Annotated in this window: 22 protein-coding genes, 1 tRNA gene and 1 pseudogene; 16 read left to right on the top strand and 8 right to left on the bottom strand. The window is 44.4% G+C overall.

The genetic code is table 11. The features are described from left to right. Window positions 1-363: 363 nt before the first annotated feature. On the top strand, window positions 364-1,905 hold the full coding sequence (locus tag F6J90_RS01520) for a site-2 protease family protein (protein WP_293090769.1): 1,542 nt from the start codon (window positions 364-366) through the stop codon (window positions 1,903-1,905). On the opposite strand, the gene F6J90_RS01525 is transcribed toward F6J90_RS01520, so the two are convergent. Continuing rightward, complete coding sequence (locus F6J90_RS01525; RefSeq protein WP_293090770.1) at window positions 1,865-2,128, bottom strand: hypothetical protein; 264 nt, start codon at window positions 2,126-2,128, stop codon at window positions 1,865-1,867. The two genes, F6J90_RS01520 and F6J90_RS01525, sit on opposite strands and share 41 nt — an antisense overlap. Window positions 2,129-2,465: 337 nt before the next feature. Here F6J90_RS01525 and F6J90_RS01530 point away from each other — a divergent pair. The 6 genes and pseudogenes from F6J90_RS01530 to F6J90_RS01555 all read left to right on the top strand — a co-directional run bounded on the left by F6J90_RS01530 (window position 2,466) and on the right by F6J90_RS01555 (window position 8,852). Next, window positions 2,466-3,726 (top strand): annotated as a pseudogene (locus tag F6J90_RS01530) (transposase). 6 nt (window positions 3,727-3,732) lie between these two features. Continuing rightward, window positions 3,733-4,185 (top strand): methyltransferase domain-containing protein, encoded by a 453-nt coding sequence (locus F6J90_RS01535; protein ID WP_366513662.1) that lies wholly within the window; start codon window positions 3,733-3,735, stop codon window positions 4,183-4,185. Between the two features lie 130 nt (window positions 4,186-4,315). Further along, window positions 4,316-4,522 (top strand): M15 family metallopeptidase, encoded by a 207-nt coding sequence (locus tag F6J90_RS01540; protein ID WP_353813074.1) that lies wholly within the window; start codon window positions 4,316-4,318, stop codon window positions 4,520-4,522. 376 nt (window positions 4,523-4,898) lie between these two features. Then, window positions 4,899-5,534, top strand: a complete 636-nt coding sequence (locus tag F6J90_RS01545) for a class I SAM-dependent methyltransferase (RefSeq protein WP_293090771.1) — start codon at window positions 4,899-4,901, stop codon at window positions 5,532-5,534. Between the two features lie 387 nt (window positions 5,535-5,921). Then, complete coding sequence (locus F6J90_RS01550) at window positions 5,922-7,493, top strand: FAD-dependent oxidoreductase (RefSeq protein ID WP_293090772.1); 1,572 nt, start codon at window positions 5,922-5,924, stop codon at window positions 7,491-7,493. Window positions 7,494-8,096: 603 nt separating this feature from the next. Beyond that, the gene (locus F6J90_RS01555; RefSeq protein WP_293090773.1) at window positions 8,097-8,852 is read left to right on the top strand and encodes an SDR family oxidoreductase; all 756 of its coding nucleotides are present in this window, start codon (window positions 8,097-8,099) and stop codon (window positions 8,850-8,852) included. An 89-nt stretch (window positions 8,853-8,941) separates the two neighbouring features. On the opposite strand, the gene F6J90_RS01560 is transcribed toward F6J90_RS01555, so the two are convergent. Next, a complete protein-coding gene (locus F6J90_RS01560) occupies window positions 8,942-9,106 on the bottom strand; it encodes a four helix bundle protein (protein ID WP_267876634.1) in 165 nt (54 codons plus the stop codon). Between the two features lie 255 nt (window positions 9,107-9,361). On the opposite strand from F6J90_RS01560, the gene iscB reads away from it, so the two are divergent. Further along, window positions 9,362-10,645 carry an RNA-guided endonuclease IscB gene (gene iscB / locus F6J90_RS01565; protein WP_293090774.1) on the top strand — a complete coding sequence of 428 codons (1,284 nt, stop codon included), beginning with the start codon at window positions 9,362-9,364 and terminating at the stop codon, window positions 10,643-10,645. A 54-nt stretch (window positions 10,646-10,699) separates the two neighbouring features. On the opposite strand, the gene F6J90_RS01570 is transcribed toward iscB, so the two are convergent. Together F6J90_RS01570 and F6J90_RS01575 are read right to left on the bottom strand one after the other, a co-directional pair. Then, window positions 10,700-10,945: a four helix bundle protein gene (locus F6J90_RS01570; protein WP_083305504.1), complete on the bottom strand. Its 246-nt coding sequence runs from the start codon at window positions 10,943-10,945 to the stop codon at window positions 10,700-10,702. Between the two features lie 339 nt (window positions 10,946-11,284). Next, entirely contained in the window at window positions 11,285-13,207 is a 1,923-nt protein-coding gene (locus F6J90_RS01575) for a family 10 glycosylhydrolase (RefSeq protein ID WP_293090775.1), read from the bottom strand. 129 nt (window positions 13,208-13,336) lie between these two features. Here F6J90_RS01575 and F6J90_RS01580 point away from each other — a divergent pair, with 129 nt between their 5' ends. After that, window positions 13,337-13,729, top strand: a complete 393-nt coding sequence (locus F6J90_RS01580; RefSeq protein WP_293090776.1) for an ADP-ribosylglycohydrolase family protein — start codon at window positions 13,337-13,339, stop codon at window positions 13,727-13,729. A 603-nt stretch (window positions 13,730-14,332) separates the two neighbouring features. Then, a complete protein-coding gene (locus F6J90_RS01585) occupies window positions 14,333-14,458 on the top strand; it encodes a hypothetical protein (RefSeq protein WP_293090777.1) in 126 nt (41 codons plus the stop codon). 39 nt (window positions 14,459-14,497) lie between these two features. Here the strand turns inward: F6J90_RS01585 and F6J90_RS01590 are convergent, their stop codons facing one another. The 3 genes from F6J90_RS01590 to F6J90_RS01600 form a co-directional block, all read right to left on the bottom strand. Next, a complete protein-coding gene (locus F6J90_RS01590; RefSeq protein WP_293090778.1) occupies window positions 14,498-15,517 on the bottom strand; it encodes a hypothetical protein in 1,020 nt (339 codons plus the stop codon). Next, the gene (locus F6J90_RS01595) at window positions 15,514-16,548 is read right to left on the bottom strand and encodes a hypothetical protein (RefSeq protein WP_293090779.1); all 1,035 of its coding nucleotides are present in this window, start codon (window positions 16,546-16,548) and stop codon (window positions 15,514-15,516) included. Before F6J90_RS01595 ends, F6J90_RS01590 begins: the two co-directional genes overlap by 4 nt. 93 nt (window positions 16,549-16,641) lie before the next feature. Further along, window positions 16,642-17,301, bottom strand: coding sequence for an Npun_F0813 family protein (locus tag F6J90_RS01600; protein ID WP_071107457.1), 660 nt, complete (start codon window positions 17,299-17,301; stop codon window positions 16,642-16,644). A gap of 639 nt (window positions 17,302-17,940) precedes the next feature. Here F6J90_RS01600 and F6J90_RS01605 point away from each other — a divergent pair. The 3 genes from F6J90_RS01605 to F6J90_RS01615 all read left to right on the top strand — a co-directional run bounded on the left by F6J90_RS01605 (window position 17,941) and on the right by F6J90_RS01615 (window position 20,435). After that, window positions 17,941-18,013 (top strand) — tRNA-Arg (locus F6J90_RS01605). Window positions 18,014-18,225: 212 nt separating this feature from the next. After that, window positions 18,226-18,537 carry a hypothetical protein gene (locus tag F6J90_RS01610; protein ID WP_071107458.1) on the top strand — a complete coding sequence of 104 codons (312 nt, stop codon included), beginning with the start codon at window positions 18,226-18,228 and terminating at the stop codon, window positions 18,535-18,537. Window positions 18,538-18,707: 170 nt separating this feature from the next. After that, window positions 18,708-20,435 (top strand): succinate dehydrogenase/fumarate reductase flavoprotein subunit, encoded by a 1,728-nt coding sequence (locus F6J90_RS01615; protein WP_293090780.1) that lies wholly within the window; start codon window positions 18,708-18,710, stop codon window positions 20,433-20,435. Between the two features lie 96 nt (window positions 20,436-20,531). Here F6J90_RS01615 and F6J90_RS01620 read toward each other — a convergent pair whose 3' ends face one another. Then, window positions 20,532-21,371, bottom strand: a complete 840-nt coding sequence (locus tag F6J90_RS01620; protein ID WP_293090781.1) for a tetratricopeptide repeat protein — start codon at window positions 21,369-21,371, stop codon at window positions 20,532-20,534. 723 nt (window positions 21,372-22,094) lie between these two features. Between F6J90_RS01620 and F6J90_RS01625 the strand changes: the two genes are divergently transcribed. The 3 genes from F6J90_RS01625 to F6J90_RS01635 all read left to right on the top strand — a co-directional run bounded on the left by F6J90_RS01625 (window position 22,095) and on the right by F6J90_RS01635 (window position 25,617). After that, window positions 22,095-23,105 carry a hypothetical protein gene (locus F6J90_RS01625; RefSeq protein WP_293090782.1) on the top strand — a complete coding sequence of 337 codons (1,011 nt, stop codon included), beginning with the start codon at window positions 22,095-22,097 and terminating at the stop codon, window positions 23,103-23,105. 62 nt (window positions 23,106-23,167) lie between these two features. Continuing rightward, on the top strand, window positions 23,168-23,353 hold the full coding sequence (locus F6J90_RS01630) for a hypothetical protein (protein ID WP_293090783.1): 186 nt from the start codon (window positions 23,168-23,170) through the stop codon (window positions 23,351-23,353). A gap of 470 nt (window positions 23,354-23,823) precedes the next feature. Continuing rightward, window positions 23,824-25,617 (top strand): SLC13 family permease, encoded by a 1,794-nt coding sequence (locus F6J90_RS01635; RefSeq protein ID WP_293090784.1) that lies wholly within the window; start codon window positions 23,824-23,826, stop codon window positions 25,615-25,617. Window positions 25,618-26,171: the final 554 nt, after the last annotated feature.

Raw genomic sequence — 26,171 nt, forward strand, 5'->3', positions numbered from 1 at the left:
ATCTAAATTTTATTACTTGGTCCGTTCCCGTTCGCGCAGCGTCGGCTTTGGCGAAAGCGTGGCCCACGGCCTTAGCTCCCTACTCCCAGCTCCCTAAAACAAATAAGGAAAGTACCCTAAGGGGCTACAGGCTCAGGGCTGAAAGCTGACCGCTGAAAGCTGACCGCTCAAGGTATATAGTAAAAAGACCAGGACTTAGCCAGGAACTAGATCTCTAAGGTGCGTTATTAACCCACCCTACTCAGGAGGAAGGAACTAGTTAGTGGTCAGGTATTAGTGGTCAGTGGTGATTCATCAATAGATATTGATGAATCACCACTGACTAATGACCAAAGACCAATGATTAATAACCAACGATAGAAAATGTTTAACGGATCAGAGACTACTGTCACTTTGGTAATCATACTCGTAGCCCTTGGTGTTCTAGGTTGGGGCTATAACCGCGCTCGTTCTTACGGCAAGCTGGGAATTTTAGCCTGGTTACAGTCAGTAGTCTTGACACTGCCCTGGCTATTATTCTTTGGCTTAGTCAGCATCGGAATTTACCTGAATATCGTTGGGATCCTATTTCTGCTACTCGCTTCCACCGGCATATACATCTACTTGGGCAGGCTCTTACGTGCAGCAGGTCAAGATGAGGTTTGGCGGGAGCGTGCCACCAAACTGTTCGAGGATCAACAACAAAGCAAAGATGCCCAAAAGTCTGAGGAGCAAGATACTGCAACTTACAACAATTTAACTGCCGTATCCGAGGGTCCGAATACTACCAGGATCGGAGTAGCTACAATTCCTGATGAAGACCTACAACTGATTAAAGAGATTTTTGGGATTGATACCTTCTTTGCGACGGAAACTATAAAATATCAGGAAGGAGCAATTTTTACAGGCAATCTGCGGGGAAACGATGCAGAAGTTGTACATTCTCGTTTGTCAGCTAATCTAAAGGAAAAATTAAGCGATCGCTATCGGCTATTTTTAGTCGATAGTCCAGAAGGGAAACCAGTTGTCATTGTCTTGCCCAGTACCAATGACCCACGAACCACTACAGTTCCCCAGAAAATCTTGGCCCTTGTCCTGCTCATTGCTACATTTTTCACCACTTTAGAAGTATCTGGGTTACTGCTTGACTTTGATTTATTCAGTGAACCCCAACGGTTTCGGGAAGCCTTACCGATTACCATCGGAATTTGGATAGTTCTAATTACCCATGAACTCGGTCACTGGTGGCAAGCCAAAAGTCACGAGGTTCGCCTCAGCCTACCCTTTTTCCTTCCCAGCTTGCAAATCGGCTCATTTGGTGCTATGGTTCGCTTCGAATCATTATTACCCAATCGAAAAGTATTATTTGATATTTCTATAGCCGGACCAGCAGTAGGTGGTATAGTCTCTCTACTGATGCTGATGGCGGGATTAGTCCTTTCTCATCAAGGCAGTGCCTTTCAGGTGCCAGCGGAATTCTTCCAAGAGTCAATTTTAGTCGGAGGGCTGGCAAAGTTAGTGCTCGGTAGTGCTCTCCAAGAGCCTTTAGTGGATGTTCACCCTCTGACCATTGTCGGTTGGCTAGGTTTAACCATAACAGCCTTGAACCTAATGCCAGCAGGACAACTAGATGGTGGGCGAATTGTCCAAGCTATCTACGGACGCAAAACTGCTCGACTTGCTACCATTGCCACCCTAGTAATTTTGGGGATTCTGGCCTTAATCAATCCAGCCAATCCCATAATTTTGTACTGGGGAATCTTGATTTTGTTCTTGCAGCGGGGTTTAGAGCGTCCTAGCCTCAATGAAATTACCGAACTTGATGATACTCGAGCATTGTGGGGGTTATTGGCATTATTTTTAATGGTCGCAACTCTGATACCCATTAATCCCGCTTTGGCAGGAAGGCTGGGAATTGGGGGCTAATTTCAAGGGTTGAACGCGCACCCGTGGCCAATAGGCCAAGGTTGTTAAGTTGAAAGTTGAACGGTTGAAGGCGTACCGGTGGCCAATAGGCCAAGGTTGTTAAGTTGTTCGCCATAAGCGTCCTTTGTAGTGGCGTGGCAAGCTTAAAATAGTGCAATAGATTTTTGCTCCCCATATTCCCGCGCCCCCGCCCCACACCTCCCACACCTCCCACACCCCCCACACTACCCCATCTGTTTCTAATGCAACATTTAAGGCTTGCCACGCCAGTAGGGTGGGTTGAGAATTACACGCTTCTTGTGGAAAACTTCAACCTTAGTTAATCATACTTACACAGGATAAGCAAATTTGGTAATAATGGTGAAAAAGCGATGCATTGCTATTCCATCAAATCCCAAACTTGTTTATTAGAAAACCCAACACTGAAAACTCCGTCTCTTTAAAGGGGAGATGAAAGTGACTAGCGAGTTTAGTCGCCGTGAGAAAAATATAGGCAAAATATTTTTAATTTTGTGCTAGGTGTGTTAGCCTAATCATATAACAGAAGAGGTCGAATTCTGATGATAATACTTGAGTTCAAAGCATACGGCAAGAAAACACAGTATCAATCTATAGACGAAGCTATTCGGACTACTAAATTTGTGCGAAACAGTTGTCTTCGTCTATGGATGGACAACAAAGGGTTGAATAAGTACGATTTAAATAAGTACTGTAAAACCTTGGCTAAGAATTTTTCTTTTGCTAATGAACTGAACTCAACTGCTCGACAGGCTGCGGCTGAACGAGCATGGTCATCAATCGCTCGTTTCTTTGAAAATTGCAAAAAGAAAGTACCTGGGAAGAAAGGTTTCCCTAAATTTCAAAAACATTGCAGATCGGTCGAATACAAGCAGTCAGGATGGAAGTTGTCTCCTGATAAAAAATCGATCACTTTTAGCGATAAAAAAGGAATTGGAAAGCTAAAACTCAAGGGTACATGGGACTTGTGGCGTTTCGATAAGAAGCAAGTTAAGCGAGTTCGCATAGTAAAGAGGGCTGATGGTTACTATGTTCAGTTGTGCATCTCTGTTGATGTAAAAGAACAATTAAAACCTGCTGACGCAACTGTGGGACTAGATGTAGGGTTGAAAGAATTCTACACCGACTCCAGAGGTAAAACTGAACCTAATCCCCGTTTCTATAGAGCCGGGGAAAAACGTTTGAAGTTTTATCAACGTCGAGTTTCTCGAAAGAAAAAAGGCTCGGCCAACCGTAAAAAAGCCATTAATAGATTAGGCAGGCAACACCTCAAAATAAGTAGGCAGCGTGTTGGCGAAGCCTGCGCGAAGCGCATAGAACATGCCAAGAGACTGGCACGTTGCGTAATCCAATCTAACGACTTGGTCGCCTACGTTCGCGCAGCGTGCCGTAAGGCAAGACTTGAGAGTCAAGAATCTGGTAAAAAATCATTGTCTTGCTAAGTCTATCAATGACGCAGGTTGGTATCAATTCAGGAAATGGTTAGAGCATTTTGGAACTAAATTTGGCAGGGTTACTGTTGCAGTAAATCCTGCCTATACAAGCCAGAATTGCTCTGAATGCGGCGAGGTAGTGAAGAAGTCACTATCAACCAGAACTCATATCTGTAAATGTGGTTGTAGGTTAGATCGCGACCACAACGCCGCAGTCAACATTCTTAATAGAGCCTTGGGTACGGTGGGGCACACCGGAACCTGGATCATTGATCCGAACGCTTTAGGAGATTTGGCCTCTACTGTTCTTGATTCCGGTCAGGTTCAGCAAGTCGAGTCAACGAGTGAAGAATCCCCGTCTCGCGATTAGCGGGGAGTGTCAATTGGGGTTGACCTATCCCCCGCTTATCTACGCAAAGCCAACCAACTATTTTCAAAAAACCCTGAAGAATTGCCTCAACTCGTGCAGGCCAATGCCGAAAAGTTACCTTACCCAGATAATTTTTTTCACGGCATAAGCAGTGTATTTCTATTCCATGAATTACCACCAGCAGCTCGTCAGCGAGTAATTGAAGAATGTTTCCGAGTCACTAAACCAGGGGGGGTATTGACCATCTGTGATTCGATGCAACTATTGGATTCTCCTGAGTTTGAGGTATCGATGGAGAATTTTATGGCTATTTATCACGAGCCTTATTACAGAAATTACATTATAGATAACTTAGTCGAACGTCTCGAAAAAGCTGGCTTTGAACAGGTTGAAACTAAAAATCACTTTGTTAGTAAATATTGGATTGCGCGCAAGCCGGAAATTCTATCTGATTGTTGAACGGGCACTTATGCTTAGAGATTAGTAAAAATAGCTGCTTCGGGATGCTTATGACCCAGACTATACTCCAGAAGTGGGGGAACTTTTCGGAGTTGCTTGCCCTTTGTAGGGTCTAAAAAAACCAGAAGACTTGCCTGATCACCACCATCGACAGCTGTTAAAAAATTTAATGTACTCGGCTGGGTTCCGGTGTCATCCTAGAGAGTGGTGGCATTTTTGCCTCGGAGACCAAATGTGGGCTTGGCTACGCAATCAAGAGAATGCAACCAATTCTGCTCCCGACAGTCGTCAACCACTTCGAACCTGGTATTCTAGCTTAGGGAATCGGAGACCGTAGTCCAATCACCTTTGAACTGGTGTGGCCGTACGAAGCGTTTGTGGCAGTGTTTGTTGTATGTTACCGATGGTTTCAAGGTGTATCCCAACTACATCCCGGATGGAGACCAGATATCGTGAACAAGTTGTATATGACCCGAGTCTAGGGTGATTGCACTCGATTGAGGCACTATCTGGCTCGGCTACATCCCAAGACTTTGTGTTACTCGAAGTCAGTAGAAATGCTGAAGCATTCGATAGGACTGTTAGTGGATTACCTGAAGTTAGCCGGAGGTGCCGGTGCCACCGAGGCAAATACCTGTCTATCCCTGATTCATCCCGTAATTCAGTAACGCCTTGGAGTTTAGTCATTTCTATGTTGAATTGGAGAAGCAAACATGCTCAATCTGCATAAGAAGTACGAAGTTCAGAATGTTCAACAAAATCGTTCAGAACACGACTCTTTTACTTTGAAAAGGTACGAACAATTCTTCAGTTTTTTTCAGAAAGAAGCTGTCAATATTCTTGACGTAGGTTGCAATACCGGTAGAGGTGGATTACGTTTGAAGGAGTTGAACCCGAACCTGACATTATTTGGTCTTGATTGTGTACAAGAAAGATTAGATGTTTTGCCTGATTGCTATTCACAAAAAGTCTATGGTCTTTCAACAGACATACCTATGGAAGATCGATTTTTTGATGTAATTACTGCTGGTGAGTTTATTGAACACCTGTATCCTGCCGATGTAGATAAAACATTATGTGAATTCCAAAGAGTGTTGAAGATTGGCGGAAGGCTGTTGCTTACCACTCCCAATCCTAATTACATAAAAAATAAAATCCTTGGAATGTCAGTATACGGTGTCAGCCATTTAACTCAGCATTTTCCAGAAGTTCTGCGATTGAGATTGCAAATGCATGGATTCTCAGGAGTTAAAGTCTATGGATCAGGTAAGGTATCCCAGTATTTAGGTTGGCATTTTCCGTTGATGCCAATCTATGGTAGCTATCTCGTTGTAGCAAATAAGTACTGAGCAGGCTAAGATTCCCGGGGTGCATCTCACTGTCTTGATCCAAAGCGCGAGTGGGGGAAACCCCCTCAGGTCGGCGCATCCCTTGCTTTTGCAATTAGGCAAAAATTCCCGCGAAAATTCCCGCGCCCCCGCCCCACGCTTCCCACACTTCCCCTTCTTTTTTACAAATATGAGATGCACCCTCCCACTCTCCCCCTAGTAGCCCTGATCGAGAATGTAGGCAAATTCCGAAAAATCACCCTTCTCTATTTCCAGCACCAAGAACCAAAATTAAAAATAAATAGTGAAAATAAATAGTACCCCGAAGGGTACTGTCAAAGACCAATAGCTATAGAACACTAGAATTATCAGTTAATCAAGTTGTTCAGGAATTGGGGTGAGGGAAACATGGCCAGTAATCAAGAACGTTCTTACGATGTCATTGGATTTGGTGATGAAGTTCCAGGTATCTTAGCGCTGATCGCTGCTGGGAAAGAGTATCGCCGCCGGACAGGTAAGTATCCACGCATTCTATTAATGTCCAAAGGCAGTAAACATGAAGGTGTTGGTGGTCATCTGGTCAGGGGAGGTCTGGCCTACCTTGATCGCTGCCAGATTCCTCGTAACCTGCGTAAATCCCTCAAGCTCGGCACCTTTGGCTCACCCCCTACCCTCTACAAAGAATTTTTACAGCGCTCAGGTGTTACCTTAATTGCTCTTGACCCCCGCAAAGCTGATGCCGCCCTCAAGAAAATGATGCAAGAAGCAGGTGTGGCTCTGATCCGGGAAGTCAAGATTGCATCAGTCATTAAAGACGGTCCAAAGCTAGCTGGCATCAAGTTAGCTAGAGGCGAAACCTATTTTGCCAAGCAATTTATCGATTCCACAGTCAATGGAGAATTAGCCCAAGCGGCTGGAGTTAGGAAACTAAAAGGATTTAACACCTTTGGCTTGCCCGAATCTGAACTACCAGTCACCCTAGTATTTGAAACTGAGGGACTCAGTATCAGAAGACTAAAGCAGGTAGAGTATGCTTATCTCAAGCGCTTCGCTAATCCTGCTGATCAAGAAGCTCAACGGTGGTTAAAGCAGGCTGCTGGGTCTGATGCTCAGTTTGCTGAACGACTCAGGAAGAATATGAGAGACCCCAGGGGTAATCTGAAAACCATGTGGGTCGGTAAAGATTACATCGACATTCGCTCCCCAGCCCTATCCGTAGCGTACCACTCCTTTAGAGGTAAGACTTTCTCTCTAGCAAAAAGTGGTGTCATCCTCGATGAAGGAAATGTGGCAATTCTTCCAGGAGGTAGGCTTTCCTGGAATGCTCTCCTGTGTAAGGTTAATGGCAGTGAAGCAGAGGAATTAGCTCAAGGAGGTGCTAAACCCTCTGCTAAGATTCTCGAAGAGATGAATTTTGTTGAAACTTGGCTCAAGGGTTTTGGAGCGAAAGCCGTTAAGCCAGCTTCTGAGCTTTATATCCGCCATGCAGGCAATATTACTGGTGTAGTAGACCCTCTCTATGGATCCCAAATGCTCTTAGGTGGCACACCCAATTGGTCTGCTTTGGGAACCTTTGGCTATCATTTTGATGTGCGCGGGGGTATCGAAGGTCTTGGTAACAGAGCGTCTCAGAACGGGTTTAAAAGTGTAAGTTTTAGTAAGCCAATTTTCAACATAGGCATCCAGCATGCCCAAATTAAGGCAGTCCCTAATTTAGCCGTTGTCAGTCCTGGTTCTGGGTTTCAAGGGTTTGCTTCCTCCGCTGGTAGAATTGTGGAATTCAATGCTGGTGTTGGTCAGGCATTGGGAATTGCCGCCATTACTGCCCTTCTTTCTGGCAGGAACCTAAGTAATGTATCCAACTCTGAGGTCAGAAAAGTACTTTTAAGCACTAAGCAACTTCCTCGGGTTTATGGATATGCTAATAATAATGAAGCTAAGAAATTGAAAAATTTCGAGTCTTTATTAGTGCTGGTTTGAGAGACTTTTGATAAAGTAAATCTTAAGAAAGTAAGGCTCTCCTAGGGTGGTTATGACAAATTAGTATAAAATAATCGCTATAACCCTTAATAAGTAAGGCTTTGATTAATTTAAAAATGCAGTTTTTATGAAAATTGATTTTTAGTTTACTGAATCCCTTGCTAGTTAAGGTTTTAAGCCCATTTAAACTACTCATTTACTATAATCAGTCTAGGAGAGCCGAAAGTAATTATTCGCTGACTATTGCTCGATTTATGATATAGCGTTTATCATAGCTATTATATAGCGGTTTTCAATTTGGTGAGGTACAGATTTCCTGGTTTTAGGGAACAGGGAACAGGGAACAGAGAATAGGCAAGAGGCAAGAGGCAAGAGGCAAGAGGCAAGAGGTAAAAAATCCTGTGCACCTCATTAGGTTAGAAACCGCTATAAACGCTATAAAATATTTCTGAGTGGGTGACAATTCGCCTGCAAGCTTTGTGTGGTAAGGGGATGTGCTGCATTTTTTAGTTGTCTCTTCGCCAGAGTGTTGTAATGATAAGCATTATAACAATTAAGTGAACGTGAGTCTGGTTAATTCCTGATTAAATGAATCTTGAAAACTTGTCAATTTCAGAAAAGACATTCCTAGTAACAGGTGCAGGAACGGGAATCGGTTACTCGATTGCCGATCGCCTGATCACCTTAGGAGCAAAAGTTATCCTGCACTGCAATTCCCATATCGGTTCAGCCCAAGAACTGGCATCCAAGGCAAAAACCAATTGTGTCGTCATTCAAAAAGACTTATCCCAGCCCCAAGCAGGACAACAATTGGTAGAGGAAGTTCTCAATCTGGGATATGCCCTTGATGGTGTTGTGAATAATGCCGCGATCATGACCGAACTCAGCTTGGATGATAATCCCTCAGTCTGGGAAGAGAAATGGCTGAAAACTCTTCAAGTTAACCTGATTGCTGTTAGTTCCATCACCCGACGCGCCATAGAACACTTTAAGTCCAAGGGAGGAGGAATTATTGTTAACATCTCTAGTCGTGCAGCTCATCGAGGCGACACCCCAGAGTATATACACTATGCAGCCTCCAAAGCAGCACTGAGTAATTTAACCAAAAGTATTGCTCGAAACTTTGCTGCTGATGGCATACTTGCCTATTCTATTTGTCCGGGCTTTGTTGATACCGAAATGGCTGTGGAATTTACCCAAAACTATCCTCTGTCTCAGATTGTATCCGGTATTCCCCTACAGCGAATCGCCCAGCCAGAGGAAATTGCTGCAATGGTGGTTTTCCTCTTATCCGGACAAGTCCCCTCGGCAACTGGAACCAACATTGATATTAACGGAGCCTCATACGTCCGCGCTTAGCGCAGCAGAGAAGTGGTGTTAGGTTTTAGGTGTTAGGTTTTAGGTGTTAGGTTTTAGGTTTTAGGTAAAACGCTAATTATTCGGATAGCCTAATTTTTCTTCTTCTCCTTTAGTTTTTCCATCAGACTGTTGAGCATTCTTCCTATTTCATCGCTTAACTCTAAAACGGGCTGTAACTCAGAGTTTTTAAGATAAGATAATCTGCCAGTAATTAGCAAATGTGTTTCCAATTCTTTGAGAGATCCATTAGCTATGGAGAGATGGTCAACAACTCACCGCTAAGTCCTTCAGACTATAGCGGGAGCTTGTAAAAAGCTCATAGTTGACCAGACTAAGCTCTAAGCGAGCTACGTTATCTAGCTCATGACACCTACAAATGCGTGCCAGTTTGTAGCAACTGTCGTACAGCTTTAAACAGGTGTAGCGAGTTAAGCCAGTGAGCTGTACCGAACAAAGCTAGATAACATTGTCTAGGCAAACTTTACCCACATTGTGGAGTGTTCAAAGTAATGCGAGTTTTCGTTCTAGATCAAAATAAGAAACCACTGGATCCATGCCACCCGGCACGAGCAAGAGAGCTATTGAACATGGGAAGGGCTAAAGTATTTAAACGGTACCCATTTACAATTGTATTAAAAGACAGGATTTTAGAAAAATCTGTCACTCATTCACATCGTTTAAAGATAGACCCTGGTAGTAAAACAAGCGGGATGGCTATTGTTCAAGAAGAAACAGGACGTGTCACAAGCGCCTTAGAAATATCTCACAGGGGACAACAGATTAAGAATTCTCTAGACTCTCGCAGGGCATTAAGGAGAGGTAGACGCAACCGTAAGACTCGATATCGCAAACCTCGTTTTTTGAACAGAACTCGTAGACAAGGATGGTTACCCCCATCTCTTGAAAGCCGAATTAACAATATTGAGACTTGGGTGAAACGAATTAGAAAAGTCTGTCCGATTAGCGCTATTTCTCAAGAGTTAGTCAGGTTTGATTTGCAGCAAATGCAAAACCCTGAAATTAGCGAGGTTGAATATCAACGCGGTGAGTTATTCGGCTTTGAGGTCAAGGAATACTTGCTTGCCAAATGGGGAAGAAAATGTGTCTACTGCAACGCTGAAAACACCCCATTGGAAATAGAACACATTGTCCCCAAATCAAAAGGAGGTTCTAACAGAGTAAGCAATCTAACCTTAGCTTGTAGACCTTGTAATCATAAAAAAGGTAACAAATATGTAGAAGATTTTTTAAGTAAAAAGCCTGAACTCTTGAAGAAAATTAAGGGGAAAACCAAGACTTCACTTAAAGACGCGACTGCGGTTAATACTACCCGATGGGAATTGTATAGAAGACTTCAAGAAACCGGGTTACCTGTAGAAGTAGGTTCTGGGGGACTGACCAAATTTAACCGTAAGGTCAGAATGATTGAAAAACACCATTGGACTGATGCTTCTTGTGTTGGTAAATCAACACCTGAGCGGCTACTTATCAGGGGAATAAAACCGCTGTTAATTGCAGCTAAAGGACACGGAACTAGGCAGCGTTGTCGTCCTAACAAATATGGGTTTCCGAAAGCTCACGCTCCAAAAGCTAAGTTTTTTCAGGGTTTTCAAACAGGTGATATTGTTAAAGCTGATGTCATCAAAGGTAAGTTTGCTGGTCAATATGTCGGACGTATTGCAATTCGCTTTAGACCTAGCTTTACCCTTCAACTACCAACTCAAAAATTTGACGTACATCCCAAATACTTGAAAACTATTCACAAGGCTGACGGCTATGAATATCAATCTTGAAAATAAGGATACCCTATCGGGTAGTTTACTAGAAGCGCGGCAATTCCCCTCCCGCTAACCCGTGCCGGGTATAACGGGAGTCCCCTTGCCGCATCTCAGATGGATATAGTCTCCCAAATGCTGTCTCCCTTTGCCCTCAGCGATATTAGCTGGAATCGAAACAGCAGCTCGTTGAATTTGGCTGCTCAGTCCATAAATCTCAGTTTTTGGTAACTTAGAAGTAAGTTTGTAGCATAGTACAACCAAGTCCATTGCCCGATTCCAAACCTTTAAGTCTCGATAACTCTTAACTTCGAGCACCCTGATCACCTTTTTTGTTTAGTGGTTATCTAAAACCTAACACCTAATACCCTCACGGGGTAACAACAAAGCTTAAACCTAGATAGGTGTTGGGTTTTAGGTTTTAGGTTTTAGGTTTTAGGTTTTAGGTATTGGGTAAAATGAGCGCAATGAGTCATTTGTATTTCCCAGAAATTGAAGCAATTTTAACCAATTCAAGTTCATAGATAGTTTTAATCAATCCATCCCGCTTGACAATTTTACCTAACACCTAACACCTAACACCTAACACCTGTAAGATTTTCAATTAGCTTGTCACCCCGTGAGGTTGATACCAACAGACTTCAATTCAGCAACGCCTCAATTGGATTTCTTCCAATCCTCTATATCTGGTGCTTTCACAAATTCAGGAAACATGACCTCAAAACCGCTCTGACGCTTAGAAGCTGGTTCATCACTCATATTCAACAACGTTTCATAAAAGAAAAACGACACACCAGCAAATCCCCGCAGTCGCACAGCATCCACTTGCCGCTGAATTTGTGATACCGGAACTAAGCGAGTTCTTAGACCACTTAAAATCCCAATCCCTACCGGAATATGACTCTGTGCTCTTTTGACTTCTGTCTGGTCTAATTCCGAAATGAAAGTGCTGAAATTATCTCGATAAATCTGGACAATTAGTTCCTCTACCAAACCCCGTTGTTCCCAACTTGCCCAATCAGCTAAAAAGAATTGGTAAGAAAAACGCTGGGGATTAGGAGATAGGGAAATAATCACATCATTGTTACTGTCTTCAACACTGTCTTTAACTGCTCGAAACAGCTTGGTTAGGAAATCCGTAATTTTATTTGCTCGCCAGCGTACCCATTCCTGATCCTTTGGGTCAGTGGGGGGAGATTTACCTTGGTGTTCTTTTTTGTACAATTCTACTGTGAAGTCATCGTAACCAAAGGTCACTGGCAAGCCAAAGTGGTCATCGAATTGGATACCATCAACATCATAGTTGCTGACAATTTCGATAACTAAATCTTGAATAAATTGCTGTACCTCTGGTTTAAAAGGATTGAGCCAAACAATCTCTTGTAGTCTTTCATCCTCTGGCTCTAACCCTTTAGTGGTTTGAGTCTTGACCCCATCTTTGGTTTGAGTCAGCCAATCTGGGTGGCGTTTGGCTAACTCAGAATAGGAGGGTGCTTTGAAGCCAAATTCAAACCAGGGAATAACTCTCAAACCATTGTCATGTCCCACCTCGACAATCTCCTTGAGAACATCTCGCCCTCCCTGCACCCCCTTGTCTGGGTCAAATAAGTCTTTCTCTAACTCCGTCGATATTCGTGCTTCCAGTCCCACTACCCGTTTAGCTACTTGAGACGGATATAGTGTATAACCCCAGTTCCACACTGTAGGATATACCGTGTTAAAGTTCAGCTCCTTAAGTTTTTCTAGGCTATCCGTTACTGCTGTAGTAGAAAAAAGTACCTCACTATCAATATTAGTCAGCCATACCCCTCTTAACTCCGCTTCAGTAGAACCAGGAGTTGGTGGCTCAACCTTAGCAATGTATTGATTAGGAATCAATCCAGTGGTTTGGGTAGCTTGGCACAAGAAAGCAGCTACCTCAGCTCGACTAGCTTGTTGGTTAGGTTTGAATTGCTTCACATTAGGGCGATTGACCACAATCTGATTTTCCGTAGCCGCTGCGATCGCATTTTGGGCATAGTTCGGAATTGTTGTAGCATCAGTAAACGCTGCCTTTAAAGTTTCTAGGGAAGGCTTGACCGGTTTATACTTCAATCCACTAGCTAAAGATACTAACGCTTGGACACGAGGGATATTTTGCTTAGGGCGAAAAACTCTACCAGGATAGCCAGCCAAAAAGCCCGTTTTATCAGCATTACGAATAGCCTGATTAGCCCAGTAATTAGTTGGTACATCTACGAATTTTTGGTCACTGCGGACTTGAGGAGCACTAGGGAAAGCCTTCAGAAGCAGTGCAGCAAACTCAGCTCTGGTGATCGGAGCATTCGGTTTAAAGGTACCATCTGGGTAACCCCTGATAATATTTTGTTGTGCTAATTTAGTGATACACGGTTGAGCCCAATCATTCTCTGGGACATCTCTAAAAGTGCTACTGGCGTAGGATGGGGAAAGCTGGCATAGAGGAATTATCATCCCGATTACAAATAGCAAAATCCACCAACCCTGATGTTTAATGGTTTGCTGAAAGGAAACCAGTCTATTTGCCAAGGCTATAGGCCAGAGTCTGAGTAACGGTTTCATGGGTTGAACAAGCTCCGGGTAAAGGTGTTGGGTTGATCAGGATTTTGATTAACCGCGAAGATGCAAAGAACACGACACTAGATTAGCAAACGTTATGGATTAGAAGAGGAATTATCCCATGGAGCTAATATGGAGCTAATTCACCGTTACCGTGGTAGTCTCTTAGGATTGGCTGTTGGGGATGCAGTCGGTACTACTTTAGAGTTTAAGGCACCAGGCTCCTTTACCCCGATTGAAGATATGGTGGGTGGTGGACCTTTTGGTTTGAAGCCAGGCTACTGGACTGATGATACATCCATGGCCCTGTGTTTAGCCCATAGTTTGATTGAGCAACAGGGGTTTGATCCAGTACATCAATTACAGCAGTATTTGCGATGGTCCCGAGAAGGACAGGTTATTAGGAATCCAAGCACTGAAAACTCCGCCTCAAAGCGAGCCCAGATGAAAGTGGCTAGCGAGTTTAGTCGCCTAGAAAGAAATATTGCAACCGGGGTTGATAATTGTCTAGCCAGAGTATACTAGTAGTATGAGTACAGGCTGAAAAACCGAGGCGCAACCGGGAGAGAGACCCGCCACTGCATGACCTGAAAGTAGTAATGCTCGGAGGGTAGGGAAAGTCCTCCTTAAAAACCCAATCGTTAATTAGCAGTTAACGTGTGAACCTAGCAGAACACGACTTGAGATAGAAAACGGTACGGCGGGGCACGCCGGAACCAGGTGAATAGGGAAGAAACGGACTATGCACATGCACTTTCCTGCAAGTAGCCAAACGCCTAAGGAGAATTGCCCGCTGGGTCTACTGTGAACTAAACTGAATTCTTGGTCTTGACGGGTCTTTGGTTTAGATATTGCCTACTTTTTGGCGGCGTCAAAGATTAGGACACAGTGGTTTAAGGCAGCTCGTTGATCTAGGAATCGCCGTTCTTTCAAGACGGCGAGTGTCAAGGAGCTCAAGGGATACCAGAATCTTGGCGTTCCCGACTGGTTAAACGGGAACTGATTGAGTCCACAGCTGACCAACTCTTTGCCCTCGCTCAACGCGCTTAAGTTATATCAATTAAGTGATATCAAGTAAGTTATATCAATAATTTATAGCGTTTCAAATACTTATGAAGTACATTCCATTTGCTTCCCCCCTCCCACCCTTCCGCCAGCAGTAGGGAGGATTACGACTCCCAACTCCCGACTTCCGACTCCCGACTCCCGACTCCCGACTCCCGACTCCCGACTCCCGACTTCCTAAAACCCTAAGGGCGAAAGTCCCTCACCCAGAAGCAACGGGACTTGATATCAAAGAGAATAGACCTGACCATCAATTAATAATCGGGTAATTCCTTTAGCTTGCAAATAGGAAGAGGTCTTCTGAAGCATCTGAGCATCAGGAACCTTGATGACTCGCTCAGAACGGTTAGAAAAACGCCGTGCCACCCTATGGTTTTCGAATACTGGCAAAGTTGTCTCTTGAACTTCTTCGTCAGGAATTTGTCCGAGGTCGCTAAACTCATTCAGAGGGCGAGCAATTAACTCCGCCGCTCGGCTGACTACCAAATAGCAGGTTTTAGGAAGAGAAGCTTCCGAGAGGGGCAAAATTTCAATGTAAGAACCGCTTTTAGCCACAGAGGTTCTGATCGATTCGTGAATCTCGGCATCTGGCAAGTCATCGTCCCAATCTTCATCTAGGTCATCTAGGTCATCTAGGTCATCTAGATCATCTAGATCATCTAGGTCATCCAAATCCTCTAAATCATCATCTTGATCCAAATCCCCTAAATCTTCGTCCAGCAACTCAGCGAATCTCCTAGTTGCTAGTCCCTTATCCTCAGGTAAGAATTCATCTTGGTCATCAACATACTTATCTTCATCTGAACCTGATGTGGTAATATCAAGTTGCAATTGGGTATGTTGCTCCTCTTCCTCCACTGGTGGTTGAGCAGCCACAGAGGAACGCTTACGCCGCCGACGTCCATCAGTAGAGGTTGAAGTCAATAAATCACTGATAGATTCTGCTAATGGTTCATTTGCTAATGGTTCATTTTCGAGTCCAACTAGTGATGGTTGAGCTGCTGATTCTACCACAGGCTTAGACGTTTTGACAGTAGAAGAGGAAACATGATCAGCAGTACGATTAGAGCGCTTTTGTTGAATTAGAGCCTCGTATTCTGGCTCCAACAAGTTGCTCTTAAGGATACGGCTAATGGTGGAGTTACTAACTCCATAACGGTCAGCCAGCGTTGAGGTTGTCTCTGCTGTCTGTCGATATAGTTCTAGGATGTCCTGTTTATCGACATCAGATAGTTTTCTTGGACTCATGCTACTTTTTCAGCTCGCCTGCGTGAACCACGACGGGAACGGCTCGATATTTGATATTCCAGGGCAGCCCCTATTGCAAACAATACACCACTGAATACAAAAAAGACTTCTGGTAAACCGCCACTTTCGTAGTTCGGTCTAGTCTCAGCATACTTAAACCACATATCTGCAATGTACAGGCAAAATGTTGCAGCGGCAATCATTTGCCAGGATTGGGAAAAACGTCCACCCCAAAAAGCTAACAGTAGGGATGAGGCAATAATCAGCAGAATTACATCGAAAGCAATGTAGAGGGTCGTCAATTGGTTTGAATAGGCACTCAGTGACTTGTCAAGTTCGATAGCCCACCTTGGAGAATTATGATTAGTACTCTGATTAGCCTCAGAGTTGGTTATTTCAGATGGCTTTGCCGAGATGACCATAGCATTATTTTCCAAGACCCCCAGTGGTGTGGTCGAGTCAGAAATAGAATACGCAATTGTCACATCACCAGATTCAGGAGTGCTGGATTCGAGGGAAGGGGCAAGTAACAGCAAAGCAGCTAAGGCCATCCCCACTATGGCAATCGCTACAATCGTTAACCCTTGCCAAAGTTCTAAGTTTAAGCGTCTGGGAATAACTGCTAAAAACATGCCTACCCCAAGACATACGTAGGAGGATAAGTAAAACACATCTGCTAGTGATACATCAGGGTTAAGGTGAAAATACAGCTCCCACACACCGAATATCAAGTCACCCATCAAATAGAACAGATTCCCCAGAGCGAGTCCTAGCCAGACATTTCGTCCACTGGCAATCTGAGGGCTACGCCAATTTCTGAAACAGAGAATACTTGCTACTAGGAAGGGTATACATTCTAAAAAGTAGGTACTAATCAGGTACCAAAATGGACTTTCTTGCCCAGGGGATGTAATCCCAAACAGCAAGAAGAATAATAGGGAGATAATCGCCCAAGCAATACCACCATAGATGATGGTCTGGCTGCTGAGGGGGGATAGATTACCTGATGACCGTTCTGCAGAGCTGCTCATAAGGAATTTCACACTTATCACTGACTAGCACAATAAGACTATGGTTAGGCAGCTAAAATATCTATGATTCTTAAGCTTATTTTCAATTGTAGATTATTGCCATAGATTACCAAGATCAGAGTTGTTAAGCCAGTTGATAAACTGAGTTTGCTCCTGAGGGGGCATATCCTGCAATATATCGCTAACCCCATCAGCAAAGTTGGTATTGCCAAAATAGTCTTTACCTAAGCGATAGAGTTCTTGCAACAGGGTGATCAGATGATGTTCTTCCCAGGTAGGAAAATCAGAGTTGGTAAGGGGGTCGATTTTGAGCAATTGTTGTACAGCTTGGGTCGATTCAACCTGGGGAAAGTTTGAATCTATCAAGATCTTGGCGATATCCTTCTGAAACAACCCAGCTTGTCTAGCTCCTAAGAAGTCTTCCACATCCATATACACCGTCTGTAGTAGCAAAAGACAGGCTTGAATGTAGGATACCCTAGTGCCCTCAGAGCTGGGTTCAGTGCCTAATTGATCCAGACGGATTTTTCCCCAAACGCTGTAGCGCTCAGGTTCTTCCAACAATACACAAGCTTTTCCCCGATGATCGGTGAGGTCTCGCCAGAAAGCTATGGCTTCCTCTTCCTGAGTGGCACCAAATACACTGAGCAGGCGAAAGGTTTGCCCCTGGTAATTGAGAATCGGGATTTGCTGCTCCCTCTGTGGGTGCTGAATACTAGAGATTTCAACATCCTGCCTTTTCAAAATAAACATGATACTGGCACATGACTCCTGACAGGGTCAGGGGGTGCTGTTGACGAAGTGTTCTAACCCCCTAGTACTCTGTCAATTTAGTTTTGAGGGTTAGGGCAAGGTCGCACGGTGGCACGGTGTTAAGTCATACCTAATGCCTAGTAAAAGCGTGCCTAATCCGGAAAAGTATAGTTTACCCCTCAATTCAATTTTGACAGAGTACTAGTCACTATCTCCTGATCAGAATCCTGGTGACAGGGTCTGACTAAGTTCTGATCAGTGACACTGACTATGTACCTACCTTAACTCGGGTTCGAGCTAAGTGCCTTGAGTCTTACCGCTAATTGAGACAAGCAATCGATTGTGGTGGCTATCCACTTAAGCCCAAGGCTCTCCTGAGATCGGGAACGGGGAACGGGCAACGCTTAACGGGAAATGCTTTCTGTTACCGGAGCCATTGTTCCTTTATCCTAAGTTCCCTGTTCCGCCTTGACCTTGACTGTCCCGTTTTAAATTGGTATAATAATCGTTTATGGTTTATCGAAACAGTAGTGAATACCCCCAAAGCGCCTTCATAGGACTAGGTATTAGCCACACAGAGACTGGTACCCGATCACCAGCCAAGCAAAAACAGTTTTTTCTGATGTATGATATAGCTATGCCCTCGTAGCTCAGTGGATAGAGCAAGGGATTTCTAATCCCTGGGTCGTGGGTTCAAATCCTACCGAGGGCGCTCTTTGGTCATTGGTTATTGGTCAAAAGTCAATACCATCTGGCTTAATTTGCCTCACAAAATACATAGGACTAAGGATTAATGACTAATGACTAAATGTAAATCTAAATGTAAAGTGATGTTGCGCTCCTCTTAAAAATTATTGAGAAATCCCCCAAACCTGGATGAGACGCATATGCTAAGAAAAATAAAGAAATGTGTCAAGAGATGCCATGGATAACTTACAACGATATCGCATTGTCTGCACCCTAAGCTTTGGTGACATTTATGGACAAATTATGGTTTGGTTAATCGTAATTTTCCTGAGTCTCGCCTCAGCCTTAGCTCTTTGGAGTGCTGACCGCCAAATTTACGCTCTGGCAACTGTCGGGCTGATTTTGGTACTATCTCTGCCCTTCCTGCTCTTTGCCTTCGTGACTACATTGTTAAACCATATTGAAATTGCTCAGATGGAAGAGGAGGAAACCACATCAACAGCTGGAGGCAGAGCCCCTAGACAGAAACCTATTGGGGCGACCGGTTGAAGAGAATCCGGACCATCCCCGGCTTTTTCCGCAACCCGGGGAAGGGGAGTTGAGAGCCTCCGTGCTTGAGGAGGGGCGCTTCATACTTTTTCAGAATCCTAGATGGTAAATGCCTAGAGGCTAGAACCTAGAGCATAAAATAGGAATTCGGATTCCATAATACGACCGAGATGCTAGAACACGATGTCATTATTGTCGGTGGGGGATTAGCTGGATGTCGCGCTGCTTTAGAGATTAAACGCTCTGAGCCTAAGCTGGATGTCGCCATTGTGGCTAAAACTCACCCAATTCGTTCCCATTCGGTGGCTGCCCAAGGGGGTATGGCAGCTACTCTGAAGAATGTTGATGCGTCCGATAGCTGGGAAGCCCATGCCTTTGACACGGTGAAAGGGTCTGACTACTTGGCAGACCAGGATGCAGTAGAAATCCTCACCAAAGAGGCTCCAGAGGTGGTCATTGAGCTGGAACACATGGGGGTGCTGTTTTCCCGCTTACCGGATGGTCGGATTGCTCAGAGGGCTTTTGGAGGGCATTCCTATCGCCGCACTTGCTACGCGGCAGATAAGACGGGTCACGCCATTTTGCATGAACTGGTGAACAATCTCCGGCATAACGGTGTCAAACTCTACGATGAGTGGTACGTTATGCAGCTGATTTTGGAAGAGGGCCAGGCAAAAGGGGTGGTGATGTTCCAGCTCCTAGACACGAAGGTGGAAGTAGTACGGGCAAAAGCGGTCATGTTTGCTACTGGGGGTTATGGACGGGTATTTAATACGACCTCCAATGACTTTGCCTCCACTGGGGATGGTCTGGGAATGTCAGCTCTGGCTGGGGTGCCTTTGGAAGATATGGAGTTTGTACAGTTTCACCCTACGGGCTTGTATCCGGTGGGGGTTTTGATTTCTGAGGCGGTACGAGGGGAAGGGGCTTATCTGATTAACTCAGAAGGCGATCGCTTTATGAGCGACTACGCCCCCAAACAAATGGAACTGGCACCCCGGGATATTACTTCAAGAGCGATTACCCTAGAACTCAGAGCTGGTCGTGGCATTCACCCTGATGGCAGGGCAGGGGGACCTTTTGTTTACCTTGACCTGCGCCACATGGGCAAAGACAAGATTATGAGTCGGATTCCGTTTTGCTGGGAAGAAGCCCATCGATTGGTTGGTATTGACGCAGTACATCAACCAATGCCAGTACGACCAACTGCCCACTACTCTATGGGGGGAATCCCTGTCAACACCGATGGGCAAGTCCATAGTGGTAAAGATGGGTTAATTGAAGGCTTCTTTGCCGCTGGGGAATCAGCCTGTATCTCTGTTCATGGGGCAAATCGCCTTGGGAGTAATTCCCTGTTGGAATGTGTCGTTTATGGCAAAAGAACTGGTGCTGCGATCGCAAAATACGTCCAAGACCGGAAGTTACCAGACATTGACGAGCAATCCTACCTCAATGCAGCCCAGGCAAAAATCAAAGCCCTTGTGGAAAAATCTGGCACCTTACGGCTTAACCAGTTGCGTCAAGCCTTCCAAGACTGTATGACCCAATTCTGTGGCGTTTTCCGTAACCAAGCTTCCATGGAGGAGGGGTTAAACCAACTGGAACAATTGAAACAACAGTACCAGCAAATTTATTTGGATGACAAAGGCAACTGCTGGAACACGGAAATTATCGAAGCCTTGGAACTGCGCAATTTAATGATAGTCGGAGAAATCATTCTTACATCTGCCCTGAACCGACGAGAAAGCCGGGGTGCCCATAGCCGGGAGGATTATCCCCAACGGGATGATCCCAATTTTCTCAAACACACCCTAGCGTTTTACTCATCCGCAGGTATTGACCTGCAATATAAACCGGTAAGCATCACCTTGTTTGAACCGAAAGAGCGGAAGTATTGATTGTTACTCCGATACTGCCTCACTGGTCGAGTCATGAGTAACTAGCGTTACCACTGTGTTTTGGTTACTTATGACTAATCATGCTTTGGGCAATGACTAATTTTCTGGAGTTTCTGGAGTTTCTGGCGTTTCTGGAGTTTCCGCTGCTAACTGTTTGACTTGGTCTTTGTACTTGGCTGGTGCTAGGGATGCAGCCTGGTCAAACAGGGGTTTAGCCTTTTCAGTGTTACCCTGTTCTTTAAAAATCATGGCTTTAGCTAGCACTGGTCTCCAGTCATCTTGGTTGCCTTTGATCGCCTGGTCATAGATAGCTGTGGCTTCGTCATAACGCTTCTGATTCGCGTAAACTTGACCTAACAACAACTGCACAGAAATGACATCAATGCTCCCAGGCTTAATCTCATTGACTTGCTGGGAACTTTTTAAGGTGTCTTGCAGCAAACCGATGGCTGCTTCTGGGCGGTTTTCCTGGGTTAGCAAACTAACTAACCCTTGCAGAGCATTCATATCCCCAGGCTTAGCGTTTAATATGTCCCGATAGGCTTGAGCTGCTCCTTCGCGATCGCCAATTTGTTGTTTTACCTGAGCCAGCAAGACTCCATAATCTGTCTGGTCTGTATTGAGTTTGGCTAACTTTTCTAAGGGTTCAATGGTGCCTTTGATGTCTCTGAGCTGCAGCCGTATCTCCAGCAGACCTCTCAAAGCCGTTAAATTTTCTGGTTCTCGCTGCAAGACTAGTTCATAACCCTTGGCTTGAGCTTCTAGTTCTGCTTGCTGCTGGGCAGAAATATTTGGTGTAGCTGTAGGTGTTGCCCCAACAGAGGCGGGATTATCCTTGAAAATATTCCCTAGCAAAGGAATCATCGAAATACCGATAAAGGCTAGCACAGCTAGTACTAGCACTATTTTGATCCAGAGACTGCGCTTTTGAGACACAAAACTTTCTTAAACTGTTCTATAAAACGTGAACATCGCGGACAAAAACGTCACAACGACGCCTGTTTACTTCCTGTTTCAACTAGGACTGTCGGCAGCACCCTATCCACAGGCTTCAAATCGGCTGGAACCCAACCTAATATTGAATTTGAGGTGACAACTTTGTTGCTTATCTCCGTTATTTTCGGGAGATTTAAAACTGATGGCTTTACTCAGTTACCTTTTCGCAGGCTACCCACTCTTGTAGAAGATTATCTGGATGTCAAGCCTAATACTGTTATTGCTTGGTTATTGCATAGGCCCATTGTACCACAATCCCAGAGGAGTTTTGTTGAAAACATGCGTAAAGTTACGCATGCGTAACTTTACGCATGTACTAGATTGCTACTCTCTTCCCATTATGAAACGATTTGGGGGTTTTCAAGTCTCCTCCCATCAATCCCATCCATTAAATACGCTAGCATTAAGGCTCAGTTAAATCGGCTAGAAACCGCTCAGATTAAAGATTCCATAAACTTTGCGGATCTAACCTTTCTCTCACTGCATTCTGTACAGTGGGTAGACTAGTACCAAGTGCGCTCACCCTCCAGTTTTGTGGTGGCAACAGTCCAGGATAATTTTTTCTGGAAAGGACACCGGAAAGCTGGAGGATGTTGAAAAATAATGCTGCCAATGTCAGTCAAAACCACCCATGGGAATGTGTCTCCGCCGCTAGGAGGTTATATGAATTCGTCTGTGAATGGGCTTCCCGACTCAGCTGAGTCGTCTGGAATCCAACCACCGGAAGTATCCAGTGTGCAAAACCAGCCCCCAGAAACACCAACTGGTGGCTCTCAAGATACCACCAAATCAGCTCCCTTAGCTGAATCTAATGGGACAATAACTACTCAGGTCTCAAGTAAGGTCTCAAGACAGCACCCAATTCCTGCCCCCAGTGAACCTAGGCAATACCGCGCCATTGGTCTGGTCAATGGCAAATATATGCCTTCCGCAGAACAGTTGACCAGGGGAACACTGGTAGCGGCAGATGGAACCTTGATTGATGCGGTGTTACTCGGTCGGGTCATGAGTTTGGTCAAGAATCACTTAGATCTCAATCAGCCCCACCTCTGGGTTGTCTATCCCCGCATCAGGCAAGCAGACGATAACTTACATGTCCAAATTGTTGGCGTCTGGGAACCAGAAACTCTCGAACCCACAGCTGAAGCTGAAACAACTGACTCGGGAGTTGCTCAGTCCGAAACAGAAGTCGAGACATCAAATGACTCCTCAGAAGCTGAGGCGGAACCGATTCCGAAGGATGGCTATTTTTCCATTCGTGGCGAGGTGATCTACCATTCGCGGGAGAAGGAACAAGTCGTTGTTAAAATTAGGCAATTACCTCGTAAAGAGTCAGATAAGCCTAAGTTTTTCAAGTTAAAGCTTAAGGGTTGCCTGGGAGAAAGGGTCGTTGGTCATTTTTGGGATTTACATGCACAGCTGCAAGCCAATACCCTGGTGATCCAGGAAGGAAATGATATTGGGTTTCTCAACAAAAAAGGACCAAAGAGGAAACCATTTAATAAAAATAAAAAACGTTTTGGTGCTAAAAAGAGTTACCCGAAGCCACGCCCTGCTCGTAAAAAGGATGGCGTGGCTACAGCCACAGCACCCAAACCCCAAAGACCAAGACCGAAACCGATCAAGCGTATTGACCACGGTAGTAAGGGTGATTCCTCTGGGAATTCTGCTTGATGGGAAGTGGAAAATTGCTCGAAGCGTGAGCTACCACGCTTTACTTTGAAGAAGATGGGGGGATGGGGGAATGGGGACGGACATGGAATATCCCCTACTCCCCTACTCCAGAAGCTACCTGTTCCCCTGGCATACTCAGAGCAACCCGCAGGAGTTTATTCAATTTTAATTTAATTGATTTTTTTGTTGGCGGGATGGTAAGATTAACGGTCAACGGTCAACCGTTAACCGTCAACAGTCAACAATAATTGAGAGTTTATTATTAAATTTTTTTAAATAAAGGGTGTCTTAATTTAAAGTTTTAATTAAGGAATCTACTTGACTAGATAATCAGGAATAATTAAGTTCATAACCACGGATTAATTCAGGGAATAAAGATTAGTACATTCTGGGAACGAAGTTCCCTTTAAATTAATTTGATTTCCTAAGGATTCTGCTCATTGCTATAACTATAAATTATAGATTTGATAAGCGATGCAGCGCGGTCTTGGGGAGGCAGTGCGGTCTTGGGGGTCTCCCCCATGAGCAACTGCCGTGGTTTCCCCCATGAGCGACTGCATCAAGACAAGGATACGCTAACTAATAGCGTTATTGAATCATTTTGGCTAATATATGGCGAGATAAATTCCATGGATAGGTAAATTTCTAAAAATCTTTGATTGATGTCCATGAGCTACCTAACTAAGGTAGTCTTTTTTGGTGAGAGCGTACGCTATCTATGACTATTTTTCTAACCCTGAGCGTTGTCGTACTAGCTTTAATCAGTTTCATTAGGGAATGGATGCCAGTGGATATCACTGCGATCGCAGTGATGGTATTACTTATGCTTCTAAAGCTAGTCACCCCAGAACAGGGAATCTCCGGTTTTGGCAACCCTGCCACGATCACTGTGATGGCTATGTTTATCCTCAGTGCTGGGATTGCCCGAACTGGGGCGCTTCAAATCGTGAATGACCTACTGCTGAAGTGGGGAGGCAAGGAGTCAACCCAGCAAATATTTACCATGGGAATAATTGCTGGGCCCATAACGGGCTTCATTAACAATACTGCTGTGGTGGCTGTACTACTTCCTATTGTAGAAGATTGGTGCCGCAAGCAAAGTATTTCCCCTTCTAGGCTTTTGATGCCCTTATCCTTTGTCACTATCTTAGGGGGCATGATCACTACCATTGGCACCTCCACTAATGTCTTGGCCAGTGGGTTGTCTAAACAGTTGGGCTATGGTGATTTCAGCTTGTTTCAATTCACCCGATTGGGGCTAATTACATTCACCATAGGATTGGCATATTTGGCTCTAGTGGCACCCCGACTTTTGCCCAACCGTAAAGTAGCCAGCAATGGTATTGTCACTCAGGACTATAATCTCAAAGAGTATGTCAGTGAAATTGTGATTACACCAGATTCCAGCCTAGTGGGGCAAACCCTACGTGCCAGTGAAATCCAGCGGAAGTTTGATTTGGACGTTTTGGAACTGATTCGCAATGGTAGCCGTTTTCCCCAACCGCTGGCAGATAAGGTATTGCGACCAGGGGATATTTTGATTGTGAGGTCTGGTCGGGAGTGTCTGCTGAGAGTCAAAGATGAACGAGGGATAGACATCTTAGCTGATGTCCAATTTGGACAACAACCCTTGGAAACCGGTCTTACCTCTGGGGAGGAGGGGATTGCTGAGGTGTTGATCCTGGCTAACTCTAATTTAATTGGCTCAACCTTAAAGGATATGCGGTTTCGGCAACGCTATAACGGTACGGTTTTGGCAATTCGACGGGGACAGGAACTGGTCAGAGAAAGACTTGGAAGAGTTTGCTTGCACTTTGGTGATGTGCTGTTGGTACAAGGTCCGAGGCAAAGTTTGTTGGGATTGCAAACCAGTCGAGATTTGTTAGTGATTGGACAGCGAGATTTAGAAACCCTACGGCGAGACAAAGCAGTAATTGCGATCGCAATTAGTGTAGTGGTAGTCTTAGCAGCTGCCTTTAATGTGCTACCGATTATGGTGAGTGCCTTGTTGGGAGTAGTCTTGATGGTGATCACTGGTTGTCTCAAGCCTGGGGAACTGTACGGAACAGTACGCTGGGATATTATTTTCCTGCTGGCTGGGTTAATTCCTTTGGGAATAGCCATGAAGGAGTCAGGCACAACTGAATGGTTAGCCGAAAATCTAGTGGCACTGGGGGGTAATCTGCCTGGTTATTGGTTGTTAACACTGTTCTATGTGGTTACTGTCCTGATCACAGAGGTGCTGTCTAATAATGCTTCGGTGGTGTTACTTTTGCCGATTGCTGTGGAGGTAGCTAAGAGTTTGAGTCTCAATCCTCTGGCGTTTATGTTTACGGTGATGTTTGCCGCATCTAATAGTTTTATGACTCCGATTGGGTATCAGACCAATACCATGGTTTATGGGCCAGGGGGTTACAGGTTTTTGGATTTTGCTAGGGTGGGTGCCCCATTAAGTTTGTTGATGGCATTGATTATTCCGCCACTGGTGATTGCCCTGTATGGGTTGTCTTGAGTTTTCCCGCTATAAATAGACCGGGATTCTTGAAGCTTTAGCTAAATCTTTTATAGCACTACGCATTAAGATTAGGACATTCCTAAACTCTGAAACTTAGTCATAGCTTACTTCTGACTTCTAACTTCTGACTTCTGACTTCTGACTTCTGACGCTAAGCGTAGCGCTATAAGGGTAATTATCCTGACATGATATCAAGGCTGGTGATTGGAAAAAAAATTGGCTGAAGAATAGTTTGGTCAACTGGGGTAGAGTTTTTTTTCTGAACCAATGAATTTAATTGATTGGCTAAACTATCCAGATTTAACCAATAACTCTTGAATAACTGAACAGATAATTATTATAAACCATAATTCTAGATTTCAAATCTAACCATAAAGTCTAGATGATAGCAAAAATCTTATTATCACTTTATTCAAAGGTTAAATAAATACATTGAGCACTTAGCCATAAAACCTATAATTTTACGTTTTATTAATGGCAATTAAAATCTTGACAAACATCACTGAAATAAGTAGCAATAACTCAGAGCTAAAACCTAGCTATCAGGGCGC

This window comes from Moorena sp. SIOASIH (assembly GCF_010671925.1).
Classification (GTDB): domain Bacteria; phylum Cyanobacteriota; class Cyanobacteriia; order Cyanobacteriales; family Coleofasciculaceae; genus Moorena.